We start from the raw sequence: 16,069 nt of genomic DNA, 5'->3' as shown, positions 1-16,069 counted from the left end.
AAAGCGACATCTAATCCATAACATCAGAGTTTCAGAAATTTACTTAAGAAGCATGTTTTAAGACAACTACTCCTATGATTTACAGTAAGTTAACAGAGTTTATAAAGAAGTATTTTAAAAGCTTTACATACTTCTACCAAAGGCTCCGTTACAGGATTTTTATTGGAATGGCCTTAAGCATTAGTGTAGGAGTACTAGATGGTTTTGGACTGGCTATGTTTCTGCCGTTGCTGCAAATGGCAGATGATCCTACCTCTGTGAGTGCTGAAAGCTTAGGCAAGCTAGGCTTTTTAGTAGAAGGGATTGAAAATATTGGACTTAGCCTTGACCTGCTGACAGTACTTTTAATAATGTCAGTTTTTTTCATACTTAAAGGTGTCGCACAATATATCAATAGTGTCTACGGTGTCATACTGCGTCAATTCTTCATCAGAAATATTAGGGTTAAGTTGTCAAAAGCACTTTCGGGCATGGCTTATAAAGCATTTGTCTTGTCAGATGCAGGCAGAATTCAGAATACAATGTCAGGTGAGGTTACAAGAATCTCGCAGGCATACCAGAGTTATTTTGGGGCTTTTCAGCAGATTGTTACAGTTATTGTGTACATGGTATTTGCCATTTATGTCGATGCACAGTTTGCCTTACTGACCTGCCTTGGAGCGGGTATTACTAATTTGATTTACAATAAGATATACAGGGCCACTAAGTTATCTTCAAAAAAAGTAACTGCAGCAAGAAATCATTATCAGGGCCTGATCATGCAGTTTGTTTCAAATTTTAAATATCTGAAGGCTACTGGCTACATTAAAGAGTATAATAACAAACTCATAAAGAGTATACATAACATCGAAGAGCACAATTTAAGAATCGGCAAGCTTGGTTCGATTGTTACTGCTATGCGTGAGCCGCTATTGATCCTGGTTGTTAGTACAGTCATATTAGTTCAGATAAAAGTACTTGGCGGCTCCTTAGGTACTATCTTGGTGAGTCTTCTGTTTTTTTACCGCGCCTTATCTTCCTTGATTCAGATGCAAACTTTCTACAATCAGTTCTTAGCGGTTTCCGGTTCCATGAACAATATGGCCTCATTCGAACAAGAATTGGATCTGTCAAAGGAAAAGCAGGGTAAGCAAAAAATTACAAGTTTCAGTAAAAATATTGAACTGAAGGATGTAAAGTTTGACTACTCAGGGCACACTATTTTGAAGAATTTAAGCTTAAAGATAGTTAAAAACCAAACTATTGCATTTGTCGGGGAAAGTGGAAGCGGTAAAACTACTTTGATCAACATCTTAACCGGCTTAATGCCTGTTAGTAGTGGTGTGATGACAGTAGATGGTATAAACACAAAAGACTTAAGTCTAGAAAACTATCAAAGAAGAATAGGTTATATCACACAAGAGCCAGTAGTATTCAATGATACTATCTTCAATAATATATGCTTTTGGGCCGAACCAACGCCTGAGAACTTAGCCCGGTTTGAATGGGCTACCCGACAGGCTTCTATTTACGAGTTTATTAAAAGCTTACCGCACAAAGAAAACACGCTTCTTGGCAACAATGGTATAAACCTGAGTGGTGGCCAAAAGCAGCGCATATCCATAGCAAGGGAGTTATACAAAGATGTTGACATACTGGTGCTGGATGAAGCTACCTCTTCTCTTGATTCCGAAACAGAAGAGGCAATACAGAAGGGGTTGGAAGAGCTGCAGGGCAAATACACCATTTTCATTGTGGCACACCGCCTGTCTACTATAAAAAATGCAGATAGAATTCTGGTAATGAATAATGGTAAAATTATAGACGAGGGGTGCTTTAGTGAATTAGTCATGAGTTCAGCCAAATTTAATAAGATGGTTGAATTGCAAGAAGTATAGCAACTGTAGCAGTATGGCTCTCATGCAAGTCCCGACTTACCATATTCGTTATGCGTGCTTAAATCCAATATACTAAAACCTGGTAAATATTTTTAAAAGTGCTCCCTATATAAGAATGCTGCAAAGACTATGAAAAAACTAACGATGCTTCTTTCATTAACCTTGCTCACGCTTCTCAATGCAACGGCACAGCAGGGGTTTGTTTCTGTTGAAAGGTTAGATGCTGTGTCAATTTCTACTACTACAGGGGAGAAGCCGCAATCTAAAGTTTGGACATATGCAGGTGCACATTGGACCGTGCTCCCCAACTCCAGCGGTACGCATTTGTGGCGCCTTGACGGTAAAAGGTGGACAAGTGTAAGAAATATCTCATCAAAGAGTACATCTAAAGCCGACTGTAAAGTGGTGGGTAATACGGTACATATCTTGTTGCATCAGGGAGGTGTAGCGCAGTTGGTGTCTTTAGAATATAATGCCGCCGCAGGTACATACCAACCTTGGCAGCAACGCACTAACACCGTAGAAGTTCCACTTGATGATGACTCTGAGACTGCCACCATTGATATAGACGGCACAGGGCGGATGTGGGTGGCTTTTAATGGAGATGACGACGATAATGAAGAAGGCTACGATGGCAAAGAAACAGATAATATTTTTGTTCGCTGGAGCGACTATCCTTATGGTAGCTGGAGTCAACGGCATGCGTTGGCCACAGACGTAGATGGTGATGATATGTGTGCCGTTATTGCCATGCCTGGAATGGTAGGCGTATTTTGGTCTGATCAGAAAACGAAACGCTATGGCTTTAGAACGCATGCTGATGGAGCTGCTCCTACCATTTGGTCTGTCAATGAAGTGCCTGCTTCTCAATCTGCCTTAAATATAGGCCGAGGCATGGCAGATGATCATTTAAACTTGGCTATAAGTAGTAATGGCACCTTATATTGCGCCGTTAAATCGAGTTACGACAATACTAGTTATCCTGAAGTCTCTCTTTTGGTTCGCCGGCCAAATGGAAATTGGGATAATCTGTATGAGGTATCAAAGCAAGGCACACGGCCTATCGTGATTTTAGATAAAGCTGGTGCCAAAGTAAGAGTAATCTATACGCATCAGGACGGAGGGGGGAATATTTACTATAAAGAGTCATCCACATCTTCTATAGCTTTTGGCCAGCAATTAACGCTTATTAGCGGCACCTATGATAACGCGACGAGCGCAAAAGATAATTTTACTTCTGAGGTTGTCATCCTGGCATCAAGCAAAACACAAGCTGTAGGGGTACTAGCCAAAGATGGTACCACGCCAGCACCACCAATTATTGCAAGCACCCCTTTACCAATTTCGCCAGTTAATCAAGCAACAGGAATAGCAACTTCGCCTACACTAAATTGGGCAGTTTCAGAGGGAGCTGAAACATATGGAGTCCAAATCTCAATGACATCAAACTTTGCAACTATTTCTCAGCAGATTTCAAACATATATGGCACATCTGCCTATGTAACAGGCCTTGCTAATAGTACCACTTATTATTGGCGCGTACGTGCTACCAACGCGGCCGGCCATAGTAGCTGGTCCAGTACATGGGCCTTCACTACGGTACCTGCCGCACCTGTGCTGGCAAGCGTCCCTGTGCTACAGTCGCCGGCGGACCAGGCCACAGGTGTCTCTGCCTCGCCTGAGCTGGTGTGGCAGTCCTCCCAGGGGGCCGACACCTACCGAGTGCAGGTTTCCGCTACGAGCAGCTTTGCCGCTCCCGTGTATGAGCAGGCCGGCATAGCAGGCACGAGAACTACCGTTGCAGGGCTTACCGAGGGCACCGCCTACTACTGGCGTGTGCTGGCGGCTAACACCGCCGGCGAGAGCGCCTGGTCGCCTGCGCGCAGCTTTATTACACTCCAAGCTCCGCCTGTGGTTGCAAGTGCTCCTATGCTAACTTCGCCAGCTGATGAGGCAGCAGACATGCCGACAAATGTATCCCTCGGTTGGAACAGCTCTAAAGGTGCAGATGCTTATAAGGCGCAGATTTCAGATGTGTCTGACTTTTCATCCCTGTTTTTTAGTACCAGTAATATTACAGATACAACTGTTACGGTTGCTGGCCTGGCTACTGGCACCACTTACTACTGGCGTGTGCTGGCAGCCAACGCCGCCGGCGAGAGCGCCTGGTCGCCTGTGCGCCGCTTCACCACGGCGGACGGCGAGGGCCCTGCGCCGGCCGGCCCGCTGGTGGCCCACTGGAAGATGGACGAGGAGGGGGGCAGCTCCCTGCTCGACGCCTCGCCCTACGGCAACCACGCCGCCACCTCCGGCGGCCCGGCCCGGGTGGCGGGCGTGGCGGGGCGGGCGCTGGGCCTCAACGGCACGAGCCAGTACGCCACGGCGCCCGACCGCGCCTCCCTCGACCTGAGCGGGGCCATCACGGTGGCCGCCTGGATCAGGCCCGAGAAGAAGGACACCCAGTACGTGGTCAAGAAGGCCGAGCAGGGCTCCGTGGACGGCTACGAGCTCTCGCTGGCCAGCACGGGCAAGGTCTTCTTCCGCCTCAACCAGCGCAGCTCGGGGGACACCTACCGGCTCAACTCGGTGGCCTCTTACCCGACCGACGGGTCCACCTGGATGCACGTGGCCGTCACCTACGACGGGGCGGTGATGCGCCTCTACGTGGACGGGGTGGAGAACAGCGCCAAGTCCTTTGCCGGCGGGCCGGCCATCGCCCCCAACCAGCTGCCGCTCACCATCGGGGCGGGGGCCAACGGGTACCGGGGCCTGAAGGGGGCCGTCGACGAGGTGCGCCTCTACAGCACCGCCCTCTCGGCAAGCCAGGTCAGAGAGCTGGCAACCAATACACTTTCTGCATCTAGTACAGCAGCGGCACTTGCGGTGGCACAACCTGATGCAATGCCCGGGGATCTTATAGCCTACCCTAACCCATTCTCTGCCATAGCAAAGGTTAATTTCTCGCTTGCTGAGGATGACGCCTACACGGTAACATTGTATGATAGCAAAGGGGCTATCGCAGCTGAACTAAAGCGAGGCGAGGCGCTGGCAGGTGAACACGTAAAAGTTGAGTTAGATGGATCTTCGCTTTCAGACGGACTTTACATTTTAAGATTACATACAGCAAAAGGGAGCACAAAAACCATAAAGCTTATACTTAAAAGGTAGCAAGAGCAATGGTCGGATACAGATATAATTCACTTGTTTTACTTGCTTCTGTGCTGACTGCAGCTAGCTGAATTTTAAGTATTGGGGGTTCCCAGGGACGTTAATAAGAAATACATGAAATTGATGAAACAATTGGTTAAGAAGCAAATGCTCCAAAGCAGGGCATTGAATCCTGTTTACCATAAACTGGCCAGGAGTTACAGGTCTTTGAGAAGCTACATGAAGCCCTCTAAATCTCCAAGGGTGTTTGTAAGAAAGGGCATCTCCCGAATGGAGTTTTTTGAGCTACTGCATAAGCGGAATGTTGAGTACGTCCTATTACGCTGGTGGCATGATTTGCCTGAGATTCCGGAAGGTGAAGACATGGATATACTGATCAAAGATGAACATCGCGATCTTATAAATGACCTTGTTACTTTTCGGGACAATAGAACAGGTTTAAAATGTGATATTTATACTGTATCAGGTTGCAAGTACGGGAGCCATAAAAGCCTGCCATACTTTCAAGCAAAGCTGGCTCGGACACTACTACATACCAGAGTTATGTATCGGGGAGCTTATGTGCCTTCTCCTGTCCCATATTTTGCTTCACTTGCTTACCACGCTGTGTTCCATAAAGGATATGGTTCAGGATTACCTGGCTTTGACAAAACAGTATCCTTGGAAGTTGAACATGAGTACACTTCTATACTTACGGAGCAGGCCCGCGAGTTGAACCTGGATATAGATGTAACTGTACAAGGATTATTCGATTGGTTAACAGAGCAGGGTTTTGCACCGGCAGATGACACCTTATCAAAACTTGCAGAGATCAAGCCTGAATTAGCCTTTTTGCAAAAGAGCCTTTACTGCGATGCTAGAGGGGGAGAAGTAATGGTATACGTTATTCGGGAGCGTTTGCTGAAGGATGAGTTGCTGGAGGATTTCAAACACTTTTTAAAAGATTCGTTTCAATTTGATGTGATTGATGTTCGTTTGCTAAACCCATCGGAAATGGACGTTTGTACTGCGCTGATCCGTGGTGGGAAATGGGACAACGGCCCTTTCAAATATTCCGGAGGGGCGCCTGTTGCGCTTGTAATTGCGTATGATTACCATCCAGCACCACCTAGTAGTGCCGAGTTGAAAAAACAACCAAGAACTACAAACGGGCATAACCTGCACGCCAAGTATAAATTCAGAGACTTGCTCAATAACTTAGGCTTAAAGGAAGGGCATTATAACGGTGTGCATTCTGCTGATAATGAACATGACGCCTGGTATTACATTTCCCTTTTAGGCGAAGCATACACAAACAAAATTGCCGCTGAAGTAGAAATTAGGAGGGAGCGCTACGCCCGTATCTGGCCTGTCAAAAAATTAGTATCAGCTAACGCAATTTCGAAAGTAGAGCTGATTAGCTATGGAGATGATTTAGCTGTAAAAAAGACGTTCCGATTGGGTAATGAGAGGTACTTTGAAAAAGAACTTTATGCAGCTAAAGCCTTATCAAAAGAGTTTGCCTTTATTCCTCCATTACTTGAGGCAGGTGATGGTTACATAGTTGTTCCTTACTTAGAAAATGTGCTTGATAATTTAGCCGAGCCTGAGAAAAAAGCCCTAATCGCATCCAAAGAAAATGAGATACTAGCAGTAATTAATAACCTGTACAACAAAGGGCTTATACTTTCTGGCTTTACACCAGCCTGCGTTGTAATAACTCCTGGTAATAAGCTTTATTGTAGTGATTTTACAACCCTGCAGAAACATGATGAGCAGGGAAATTTGCTAGCCAATATTTCTGAATGCTATTCAGGTAAAACGAACAGCGGGACATTAAATTTAAAAACTGTATGGGAACCCTATTTAGACGATATAGAAAAGAAACTGGCAGGAAAAACGCAGGTTGTGTTGGAGGACTAGCTATCAAATAAAACTTCCTGAAAGTATAAAGTATTGCTACTGCAAAATAACAAATCTTATGGCAAAAGTTGTGGAAATATGTGGATCACCCGGTGTAGGTAAATCAACTATTTTTGAAGAGATCATTCGGAGAAAATCAAGAGAAGACAGTTGGACGACCGCTACTAATGTAAACCCTTATGATGAGCAAAGCTGGTTGGATTTTGCAAAGAAGATTGCAAGAGAAATCCGGAAAGGCAAAAAAACGCTCTCAAATTCGCGGATTGAGGAAAACAACTATGAGTTTGTGAGAAGAATTTACAAGGATATTAAAAACGGTAAGGACTATGTTGATCAAACAGCCTTAAAAGAAGCTGGCGATAGGTTTGTGGCACAGTTTCCGGAATACCTGGAGGCCTGTTGGGGGAATATTTATCTTAAGCAGCGGAAAAGCTCGAATGGCATGGATCTACGATTCGAGAAAGCTGAGTTTATTTACAGGATTATAAAAAAGATTCAGGTATTGAGAGAGAATGCATCTGGCAAGTACATTATCATTGATGAAGGACTGATAAACATGATTGACAGGGGTTTGTATAAAAGTACAAGCCCCCTGGAGGAGAAGGAGGAGATTTACAACCTTTTGGAGGTAATGCCATTGCCTGATGCCATTGTTTATCTGGAAACAGATTTGAGAGAAAATGCGAAACGGCTTCTTTCCAGAAGAGACATCCGGGATATGCACAGAGGATTAAGTATTGACGGGTTGGTAGCAATTACGAAGGCCTGCAGGGATAGAATTGTTACTTCCATAAACTTTTTAGAAGACAAAGGCATCCCCGTTTTATACCTCGATTCTTCACAACCAGTTAGGTTAAATGCCGATAAGATCATCACATTCACTAAAAGCCTGAACAGAAGCATGCCGACAGCTAAAACGGAGCATGCCGCTACAGTTTCAGCGTAATCCAAAGGGTTTTAAAATATTACTGATTTAGATGACAGCCTAACATAGTTATATGGGTTACCCTCCATATAACCAACAGTAACAGCACATTTTATACTTTCTAGATAAGAGTTATGGGGCAACCATTTGTTTCGATCATCATACCTACCTACAACGATTGGGGTCGTTTAAGTATATGTCTGGAGGCGTTAGAAAAGCAATCCTACCCAAGTGCTTTTTTGGAGATAATTGTGGTTAATAATAACCCATCTGATACGCAGCCTTGCAAGTACAAATTGCCACATAATTGTACGTTGATTGATGAGGCTAAGCCAGGCTCTTATGCTGCCAGAAATGCTGCTTTACAACTAGCTAAGGGAGAAGTAATCGGATTCACGGATTCTGACTGCGTACCGGACAAAGACTGGATAAGAAACGCTGTTACTTTCCTGGAGAAGCACAAAGAAGTACAAAGGGTAGGTGGGGCAGTAGAAATCTTCTTTAGTACTTCCAAACCTTCTAAAGTTGAGTTATACGATAAACTGTTTGCCTTCCCGCAGGAAGCCTATGTTAAGGCTGGTAATGCTGTTACGGCTAATATGTTTACTTATAAGTATGTTTTCGATGAAATAGGCATGTTCAATGCATCGCTTATGTCCGGGGGCGATTACCAATGGGGGATGCTGGCACATAAAAATGGTTATAAGATCGGGTATGCTCCCGATGCAATCGTGAAACACCCTGCAAGGCCTTCAATCAAAGAACTTGTTATCAAAGCCAAACGTGTAGGTAAAGGCCAGGCAAAATTTAAAACCAGCAAGCGCAAAAGCATTTACAAGCAGGCAATAAGTATAGCGAAGCTTATCAAGCCCCGTACCTGGGAAATTAAAAGCATTTTTCAGCAAGGCAAAAGTATGAGTATTAGCAACAAGTTGTTCCTGGTATTTCTCAGGCACTACATCATTTGGGTAGGAGGCTTTGCCAGGTTAAAATCCGAGTCAAGTAGCAGTTCATAAATCAAGGCAAGTATAAATTAATGGCCCAAAGTCAGTTAAAGGTATAAATTATGAAAATAGCGCTGTGTTCTAAAGGAAATTTTTCGCTGGAGAAGGGATTTACTAAAAACAGGATTGAATTGGCAGAGAGCCTGGAGAAACTGGGTTGGGAAACATTACTGGTTGATAAGCAAATTTTGGGAATACCTGCAAACCAGAAATATAATGCTGAAGTGTACAGCTTAGCGTTAAAGAATTTCTTAATTAAGAATAGTGCCGATTTTGATGTTGTGTTGTATGAGTACGACACCCTGCCATTTGATAGAAGCTTATTTTGCAAGAGTACCTTATTTGTGGCAAGACCAGCCATACTTGCTTTTCATTTTCCGCTGACCAAGTTTAAGTACGACATCAAAACCCAGTTTTCGCACTTGTTGCATAAAATCAAGGGTAAGTTTAAAAATAATGCAGATGCAGTTGATTATAAACAAATACAGTATTGCCTGGAGCAGGCGGATGTGATTCAGGTACAGAATAACAAAGACCGGGAATTGTTGATGATGCGTGGATTTGCGGGTGATAAAATAATACTTATTCCTAACGGTATAAGTGCTGAAAGGATAGCCCGATTTGAACACAACACACGTACCTACCAGGCCTCTTTTACAATTGCGTTTGTGGGCACATTTGATTTTAGAAAAGGAGCAATTGATTTCCCTGTATTCTTTAGCCGGGTGAAAGAGCGTTTTCCTGCTATCAGGCTGAAATTGTTAGGCACTCGTGGTATTTTTTACACGGAGGAGCAGGTGCTAAAGTTTTTTCCAAAAAAGCATCATGCAGCTATCGAGGTCATTCCTCAGTTCAAGTCCGATGACCTTCCGAAGTTGCTCGATGATTGCCAGGTTGGTGTATTTCCTTCTTACCTAGAAAGTTTCGGCTTTGGAGCACTTGAAATGATGTGTGCCGGGTTACCGGTGGTAGCTTACGATTGCCCAGGCCCCTCTGATTTCATACTTCCAGGACTACTTGCCCCTGTGGGTGACCCTGTTACGCTTGCAGATAAAGTTATTTCTTTACTTCAGGAAAAAGACCTTTTAATAGAAAAGGCAAACCAGGCCAGGCAAGCTGTGGTGGAAAACTATTGTTGGAGCGACATAGCGGAAAAGGCAGATCAGTATTATAGACATCACCTGGAAAAAAAAGATCATTTATCTGTTCCTGAGGAAAATAGCATTGGTGTATAACTAATCTGTAAGCGCCTGAATCATAGTTTGAAATGGAAAGTTGTTTAACCTCAAAAGTAGCATTATGTCTCCTTTAGTTTCTATCATTGTGCCGTTGTATAACTCAGAAAAGTATATTTCTGATACCATAAAAAGTTGTTTAGATCAGACCTATGCATCTTTAGAGATTATTGTTGTAAACGATGGCAGTAAAGACAAGTCAGAAGAAATAGTAAAAAGCTTTGATGATAAACGCATTAAGTATTTTAACATACCTAATAGTGGCCCTTGCTATGCCCGAAACTTTGGCATGGCCAAGGCGTCTGGCGAACTGTTTCAGTTTTTAGATGCTGATGACATACTGGATAAAGACAAGTTAAAGCAACAGGTTGACGCTTATTTAACTCACGGGGACAGCTACGTGTACAGTGGCACCATGGGTTTTATTGTTGATGACAAAAAAGGCCTTGAGCAGGAGTTTGATTTTTATTACAGAAACCTGGAGGTAGAAGAGTATTTCAGAGAGATGTTTAGCCACTTTGGCAAGTATTATACTACCGGTATGTGGCTGCTGCCCAGAAAATTAGTCGAGCGCACGCATGGTTGGGATGAAAAAGTGCTTATAAATAACGATGGAGAGTACTTTTCAAGAGTTATACTACACTCTGAAGGTATTAAGTTTTGCTCAGGCGCGGTTTTCTATTATAGAAGGGATGTGCCCATGAGCGTTAGCAAGCGTTTTACATCTAAAGGCGTTTATGAAAGTTGGTTATACTCCTATAAATGCTATGTAAAAACCTTTCAATCTACGTTAAAACAGGACGCGGCAAATAAGCTGAGCAGGCAGGCATTAAGCGTATATTACTGTAACTCATACCCTAATTACCCGGACCTGCTTCAGGATTGCAAAAAACAAATCCGCCAGTTAGGGTACAGTTCCCCAACAGCCTATGGAAGTAAAGCCTTTAAAATCGTATCTGCTCTGGTAGGAGTTGATAATGCTTTAAAAATCAGGATGCTAAAAGATAAAAGCAAAAAAAGCTTAGCTTAAGTCTTGTGTAATGCTGCCGTGGTTATAACACGAGTCTATGCTATATTAAGCTGTTACGATAGGTAAAATACACTTCTATAGTTGGTGATGCCCTTAAGCAAGCGCGTTTAATTCTTTAGCTTCTTTTAATTTTCCCCAATAAGAGTTTCTTTAAATTATACTATAACATAAGATATAAGCGGTAAAGTATGGCTTTGTTAAAAAGATATAACATACTATAAATCACGTTTATAAAACTATTTATTGATTAGTATTAATTTAATAAAGACGGTCTTTATAGTATCATCTCTATACATTGTTTCATGTATTATAAATAATCAAGTATTAAATTTTTATTTATTTATCGTAGCCTGAACGGATAAATTTACGTATAGTATTTTTGTGATAACTAATATGATTATTTATTAAGTTCCAGGATGCCTTCGTCGGCATCAAAATCCACTACCACCATGATGACAAGAGCCCTTCTATTTTTGTGCTTACTTTTAGCATCGTCTTGTGCTCACAGAAATTTAACTTATTTAAGTGATCTGGAAGATGAAGCCACCCATACAGAGAGCATCACCAATGAAGTAGATCCAAAGATTCAGTCAAACGACCTCTTAGAGATTACTATTACCAGCCTAAGCCCTGAGTCTAATATCTTGTTTAACAGAGGTATAATCAATACAGGAGGTGCAGCTGCAGCCGGTGGTAATAATGGTGGTACAACTGCCATGAGTGAAGGCTATTTGGTAGATAAAGATGGCTACATCACATTTCCGGTACTGGGCAGAATAAAGCTAGCCGGTTTAACCAAGCGGGAAGCTACAGAAGCTTTAACAGCAATGCTTAGTAGTTATGCCAGAGACCCGATCGTATACTTAAAATTCCAGAACTTTAAAGTTACTGTTATCGGTGAGGTTAAACGCCCAGCATCTTTCACAGTACCAAGCGAGAAGATAAACATATTCGAGGCACTTGGGCTTGCCGGCGACATGACGGAGTATGGCAAAAGAGAGAATGTGCTGCTTATGAGGGAGCAAAACGGCCAACGCATCACTACCCGTGTTAACCTGAACAGCAAAGACGTCCTTAACTCACCATACTTCTACCTGCAGCAGAACGACATTATCTACGTTGAGCCTGATGTGGTAAAAGCAGTACAGGTTAGCGGAGGAAGGCGCAACTTCCAATTTGGTGTAGCCATTATGTCGGCTGTGTTCTCAGTAACTACTTTCCTATTGACACGGATCCTTTAATTACAGATTGATATGAGCAGTAACAGAGAATTATTTCCGTTAAAGTCAGAGCAACCCGACGCTAAAGATATAGGTGAACTAGTGGGCAGGTATTTAAAGTACTGGTATTTGTTCCTGATTGGAGGTATGCTGGGGGTAGCCGGAGCATATTTTTATTGCTTATACTACACAGTACCCCAATACAGTATAAGCAGCACTATACTCCTGAAAGATGTTAGCAACGATTTTGAAGCAGGTGCCCTTGGAAGTTTAAGTGGCATAAATTCTTCTAAAAACATCAATAATGAGATAGAGGTTATGTACTCTTTATCTTTTATGCAGCGGGTTGTAAAAGAACTAGACTTATCCATAAAATATATGGTAGAGGGGCGTGTAAAGGATGTGGAGATTTACGGAAAAGAGGTTCCCATAAAAGTCATTGTAAGCAGATACGATTCTGCTGCTTTTGGTAAATCTGTTTCTATATACATAAAGTCGGGCTCTACTTTTGAACTCGAAGAAGCCGAAGCTGAAAGTTCTATCTTCAACTTTGGCAAGCATGAGGACCAGGCTAAACGTACCCAGCATAAATTCGGGCAGCAAATCAACAGGCCTTATGGAGCCTTCACAATTGTAGGGGCGCCAGGCTTATCGGCCTCAAAAATTCCTGTTGGCAAAAAAATAAAAGTTGTATTTCAGGATATAAGGAAGGTTGCCCAACAGTATAACCAAAAAATAAATATTTCCTCTTTAGGCAAAGGCTCAAGTATATTAAGGATCAGCTTGATTGATCCAGTACCTGAAAAAGGTAAAAAGCTGATTAATAAGTTTGTAGAGGTATACAATATTGAGGCCATAGAGGATAAGAATCTGCAGGCTGCAAGCACGATTGATTTCCTGGACGAGCGTTTAAAGTATGTAACTACGGAGCTATCTGATGTGGAGAAAGACGTGGAGCTGTTTAAACGCAAAAATGAATTAACCGATGTTAGTTCTCAGGCTTCGCAGTATGTAACCCAGGCAAACGGGTACGAAGAGAAGTTGTCAGACTGGGCTATACAGATTGATATTTTAGAATCGATAGAGGAGTATATCAAAAACAATAATAACCAGTACAGGATGGTTCCCAGTACCCTCACCATCAAAGACCCCACTCTGTCAGGTTTGATATCTAAATTTAATGAGCTACAGTTAGAGCGTGAGCGAATACTTAGAAACGCTTTCCCTAACAACCCATTGGTTCTGAACATAAACGAGCAGCTGGAGGACCTTCGGATTAACATAACCGAAAACCTGCGCAACATCAAAAACAGCCTGGTTATTACCAGCAATAACTTAAGAGCTAATTCAGGGCTATACCAAAGGAAAATAAACAAGGTGCCAACTATGGAGAGAGAGCTGCTGGAGATTAACCGTCAGCAAGCCATAAAGCAGAACCTTTACCTGTACCTGCTTCAAAAAAGAGAAGAGTCTGCCATGTCGTTGGCCGCAAACGTTACGAACTCAAGAATTGTTGATCCGGCAATATCCACAAGTTACCCAATCAGGCCCGACAAAAACACAATTTACCTGCTGTTTACCTTAATAGGGCTAGCCATACCGTTTGGTGGAATATTCTTGAAAGAACTGCTGAATACAAAAGTACAATCGCAGCAGGATGTTGAGCGCTTAACAAGCACACCAATTTTAGGTGAAATCATGCACAACGACGAAGCCGAAACTCTGGTTGTAACAACAGGTAACCGTTCCCCGGTAGTGGAAATGATCCGGCACATAAGGGCAAAGCTTCGGTTTGCGGCTGTGGACAGGGATAATAAGACGATACTGATCACATCAAGTATGGGAGGCGAGGGTAAAACGTTTTTCAGTATCAACCTAGGTGCCAGCTTAGTACTTACCGGTAAAAAAGTAATCTTGCTGGAGTTGGACATGCGTAAGCCTAAGCTCACAAAAGACCTGGGGATAACAGAGGATACTTTAGGCATATCCGATTACCTGATCTCAGATGATGTGCCGATTGCCGACATTATCAAGCCAGTAGAAAACATGCTTGGGCTATATGTTATTAGTGCCGGGCCTACTCCTCCGGACCCTGCTGAACTGATGATGTCCTCGAAGCTGACCCATTTGATCAGCGAACTGAAGGAAAGTTTTGATTATATCATCATTGATACTGCACCTGTAGGGCTGGTAGCTGATGCCTTTAGCTTGAGTCCGCTTATTGACTCCACAATTTATATCGTTCGCAGAAATTATACTTATAAAAAGCAGATCGGTATTATCGATGAGATCTACAGGAACAAAGAGTTGAGCCGCCCTGCAATCGTGCTGAACGATGTTGAAAACAAGTATGGACAGAAGTATGGATACGAATATGGCTATGTAAACAAGAAGAAAAGTGGTGTGCTAAGTAAAATTTAACAAGCCGCATCCTCTTTTATGCCTTACTATATTCAGTTTAATTGCCGGGGCTGCTAACGGTAAACCAATAGAGGTTATACTTCCCTGTACATAAAATGCTAGTTAAGAATGATGAAGATTGCTTTTATCTGTGGCTCATTAGAACCAGGCTGTGATGGTGTTGGGGATTATACCCGAAGGCTGGCAGGGGAGTTAATCAGGCAGGGGCATGCGGCTACTTTAATAGCACTCTGCGACATACACCATCATAAGTCGTTAGCCACTTCGCAACTCGACTATGAAATTGAGGTGCCTGTATTGAGGTTGGCAGCTAAGTTACCGGTGAAGGAAAGAACTGTGCTGGCGAAAGAATGGATCTCAGACTTCGACCCAGATTTTATAAGTCTGCAGTATGTGCCCTTTGCATTTCATCGAAAAGGCCTGCCATTTGGTTTAGGCACTCAACTGGCTATTATTGGAGATGGAAGGCCCTGGCACATCATGTTTCATGAGCTTTGGGTGGGAATGGATAAAGAAGCACCTAAAAAACACTTTGGATGGGGTTTGGTGCAGCAGCGGCTTATAAAGGGACTGATTTTAAAACTTAACCCTAGTGGTATACACACACAAACACAGCTTTATCTGGCTCAGCTTAAAAAGATAGGTTTTAATGCAGCTCATTTACCTCTTTTTTCTAACATCCCGGTAGTGCAGCGCAATGGCTCCCTCCATGCCCGGGAGCAAAGTATGGGAGGTAAAAAAAGAATTTCGCTCGTTCTCTTTGCTTCTATTCAGCCAGGTGCTCCTGTAAAAAGCTTTGTACAGGAAGTTATGCAATATGCTGCTAAGTATGATAAGAAAGTTGCGCTGACTTTTATAGGACGTTGCGGCGCTGAGCAGAAAGTATGGACTGAACTATGTGATGCTGTAGGGTTAAAGTTCGATGTTTTAGGGGAGCAGTCTCCGGAAGTAATCTCTGAGGTTTTAAGTAGTGCAACTTATGGTATAGCCACTACACCCCTTGCACAGATAGAGAAAAGTGGCGTAGTGGCAGCTATGCATGCACATGGTTTACCAGTTCTCTGTGTAGCCAGGCCATGGACTCCGCGAGGAATAAAAGACCTGAAACTGCCAGCCGGAATAATTGAATATAAAGAAGGGATTCTGGAAAGATGCTTTAATGGAAGCAATTGCAATATAGTTAACAACGACCTTTCAAAGGTTGCCATGCAGTTTCTCTGTTCGCTTAGCATCAAAGAAGTAACTCCGCCCAATATCTTGATTTCCAAAAGTGTAGCCATTTAAAGT

At 43.0% G+C, this 16,069-nt stretch carries 10 protein-coding genes; all 10 read left to right on the top strand.

All coding sequences use genetic code 11. From position 1 onward, the window contains the following. Positions 1–74: 74 nt before the first annotated feature. The 10 genes from Q1A23_RS10710 (at position 75) to Q1A23_RS10665 (ending at position 16,066) form a co-directional block, all read left to right on the top strand. Positions 75–1,877: an ABC transporter ATP-binding protein gene (locus Q1A23_RS10710; protein ID WP_299823033.1), complete on the top strand. Its 1,803-nt coding sequence runs from the start codon at positions 75–77 to the stop codon at positions 1,875–1,877. Between the two features lie 129 nt (positions 1,878–2,006). Further along, positions 2,007–5,045 (top strand): LamG-like jellyroll fold domain-containing protein, encoded by a 3,039-nt coding sequence (locus Q1A23_RS10705; RefSeq protein ID WP_299823030.1) that lies wholly within the window; start codon positions 2,007–2,009, stop codon positions 5,043–5,045. Positions 5,046–5,315: 270 nt separating this feature from the next. Next, a complete protein-coding gene (locus tag Q1A23_RS10700) occupies positions 5,316–6,947 on the top strand; it encodes a hypothetical protein (protein WP_299823027.1) in 1,632 nt (543 codons plus the stop codon). A gap of 58 nt (positions 6,948–7,005) precedes the next feature. Then, positions 7,006–7,893: a hypothetical protein gene (locus Q1A23_RS10695; RefSeq protein WP_299823025.1), complete on the top strand. Its 888-nt coding sequence runs from the start codon at positions 7,006–7,008 to the stop codon at positions 7,891–7,893. 113 nt (positions 7,894–8,006) lie between these two features. After that, entirely contained in the window at positions 8,007–8,888 is an 882-nt protein-coding gene (locus tag Q1A23_RS10690) for a glycosyltransferase family A protein (RefSeq protein ID WP_299823022.1), read from the top strand. A gap of 50 nt (positions 8,889–8,938) precedes the next feature. Further along, the gene (locus Q1A23_RS10685) at positions 8,939–10,111 is read left to right on the top strand and encodes a glycosyltransferase (protein WP_299823019.1); all 1,173 of its coding nucleotides are present in this window, start codon (positions 8,939–8,941) and stop codon (positions 10,109–10,111) included. 64 nt (positions 10,112–10,175) lie between these two features. Then, positions 10,176–11,141 (top strand): glycosyltransferase family A protein, encoded by a 966-nt coding sequence (locus Q1A23_RS10680; RefSeq protein ID WP_299823017.1) that lies wholly within the window; start codon positions 10,176–10,178, stop codon positions 11,139–11,141. Between the two features lie 449 nt (positions 11,142–11,590). After that, a complete protein-coding gene (locus Q1A23_RS10675; RefSeq protein ID WP_299823015.1) occupies positions 11,591–12,382 on the top strand; it encodes a polysaccharide biosynthesis/export family protein in 792 nt (263 codons plus the stop codon). 12 nt (positions 12,383–12,394) lie between these two features. Beyond that, positions 12,395–14,782, top strand: a complete 2,388-nt coding sequence (locus Q1A23_RS10670) for a tyrosine-protein kinase (protein WP_299823013.1) — start codon at positions 12,395–12,397, stop codon at positions 14,780–14,782. Positions 14,783–14,890: 108 nt separating this feature from the next. After that, complete coding sequence (locus tag Q1A23_RS10665) at positions 14,891–16,066, top strand: hypothetical protein (RefSeq protein WP_299823010.1); 1,176 nt, start codon at positions 14,891–14,893, stop codon at positions 16,064–16,066. Positions 16,067–16,069 lie beyond the last annotated feature (3 nt).

It is taken from the genome of uncultured Pontibacter sp. (assembly GCF_947492645.1).
Taxonomy (GTDB): Bacteria; Bacteroidota; Bacteroidia; order Cytophagales; family Hymenobacteraceae; genus Pontibacter.
This window is presented reverse-complemented; position numbering and strand designations above follow the sequence as displayed.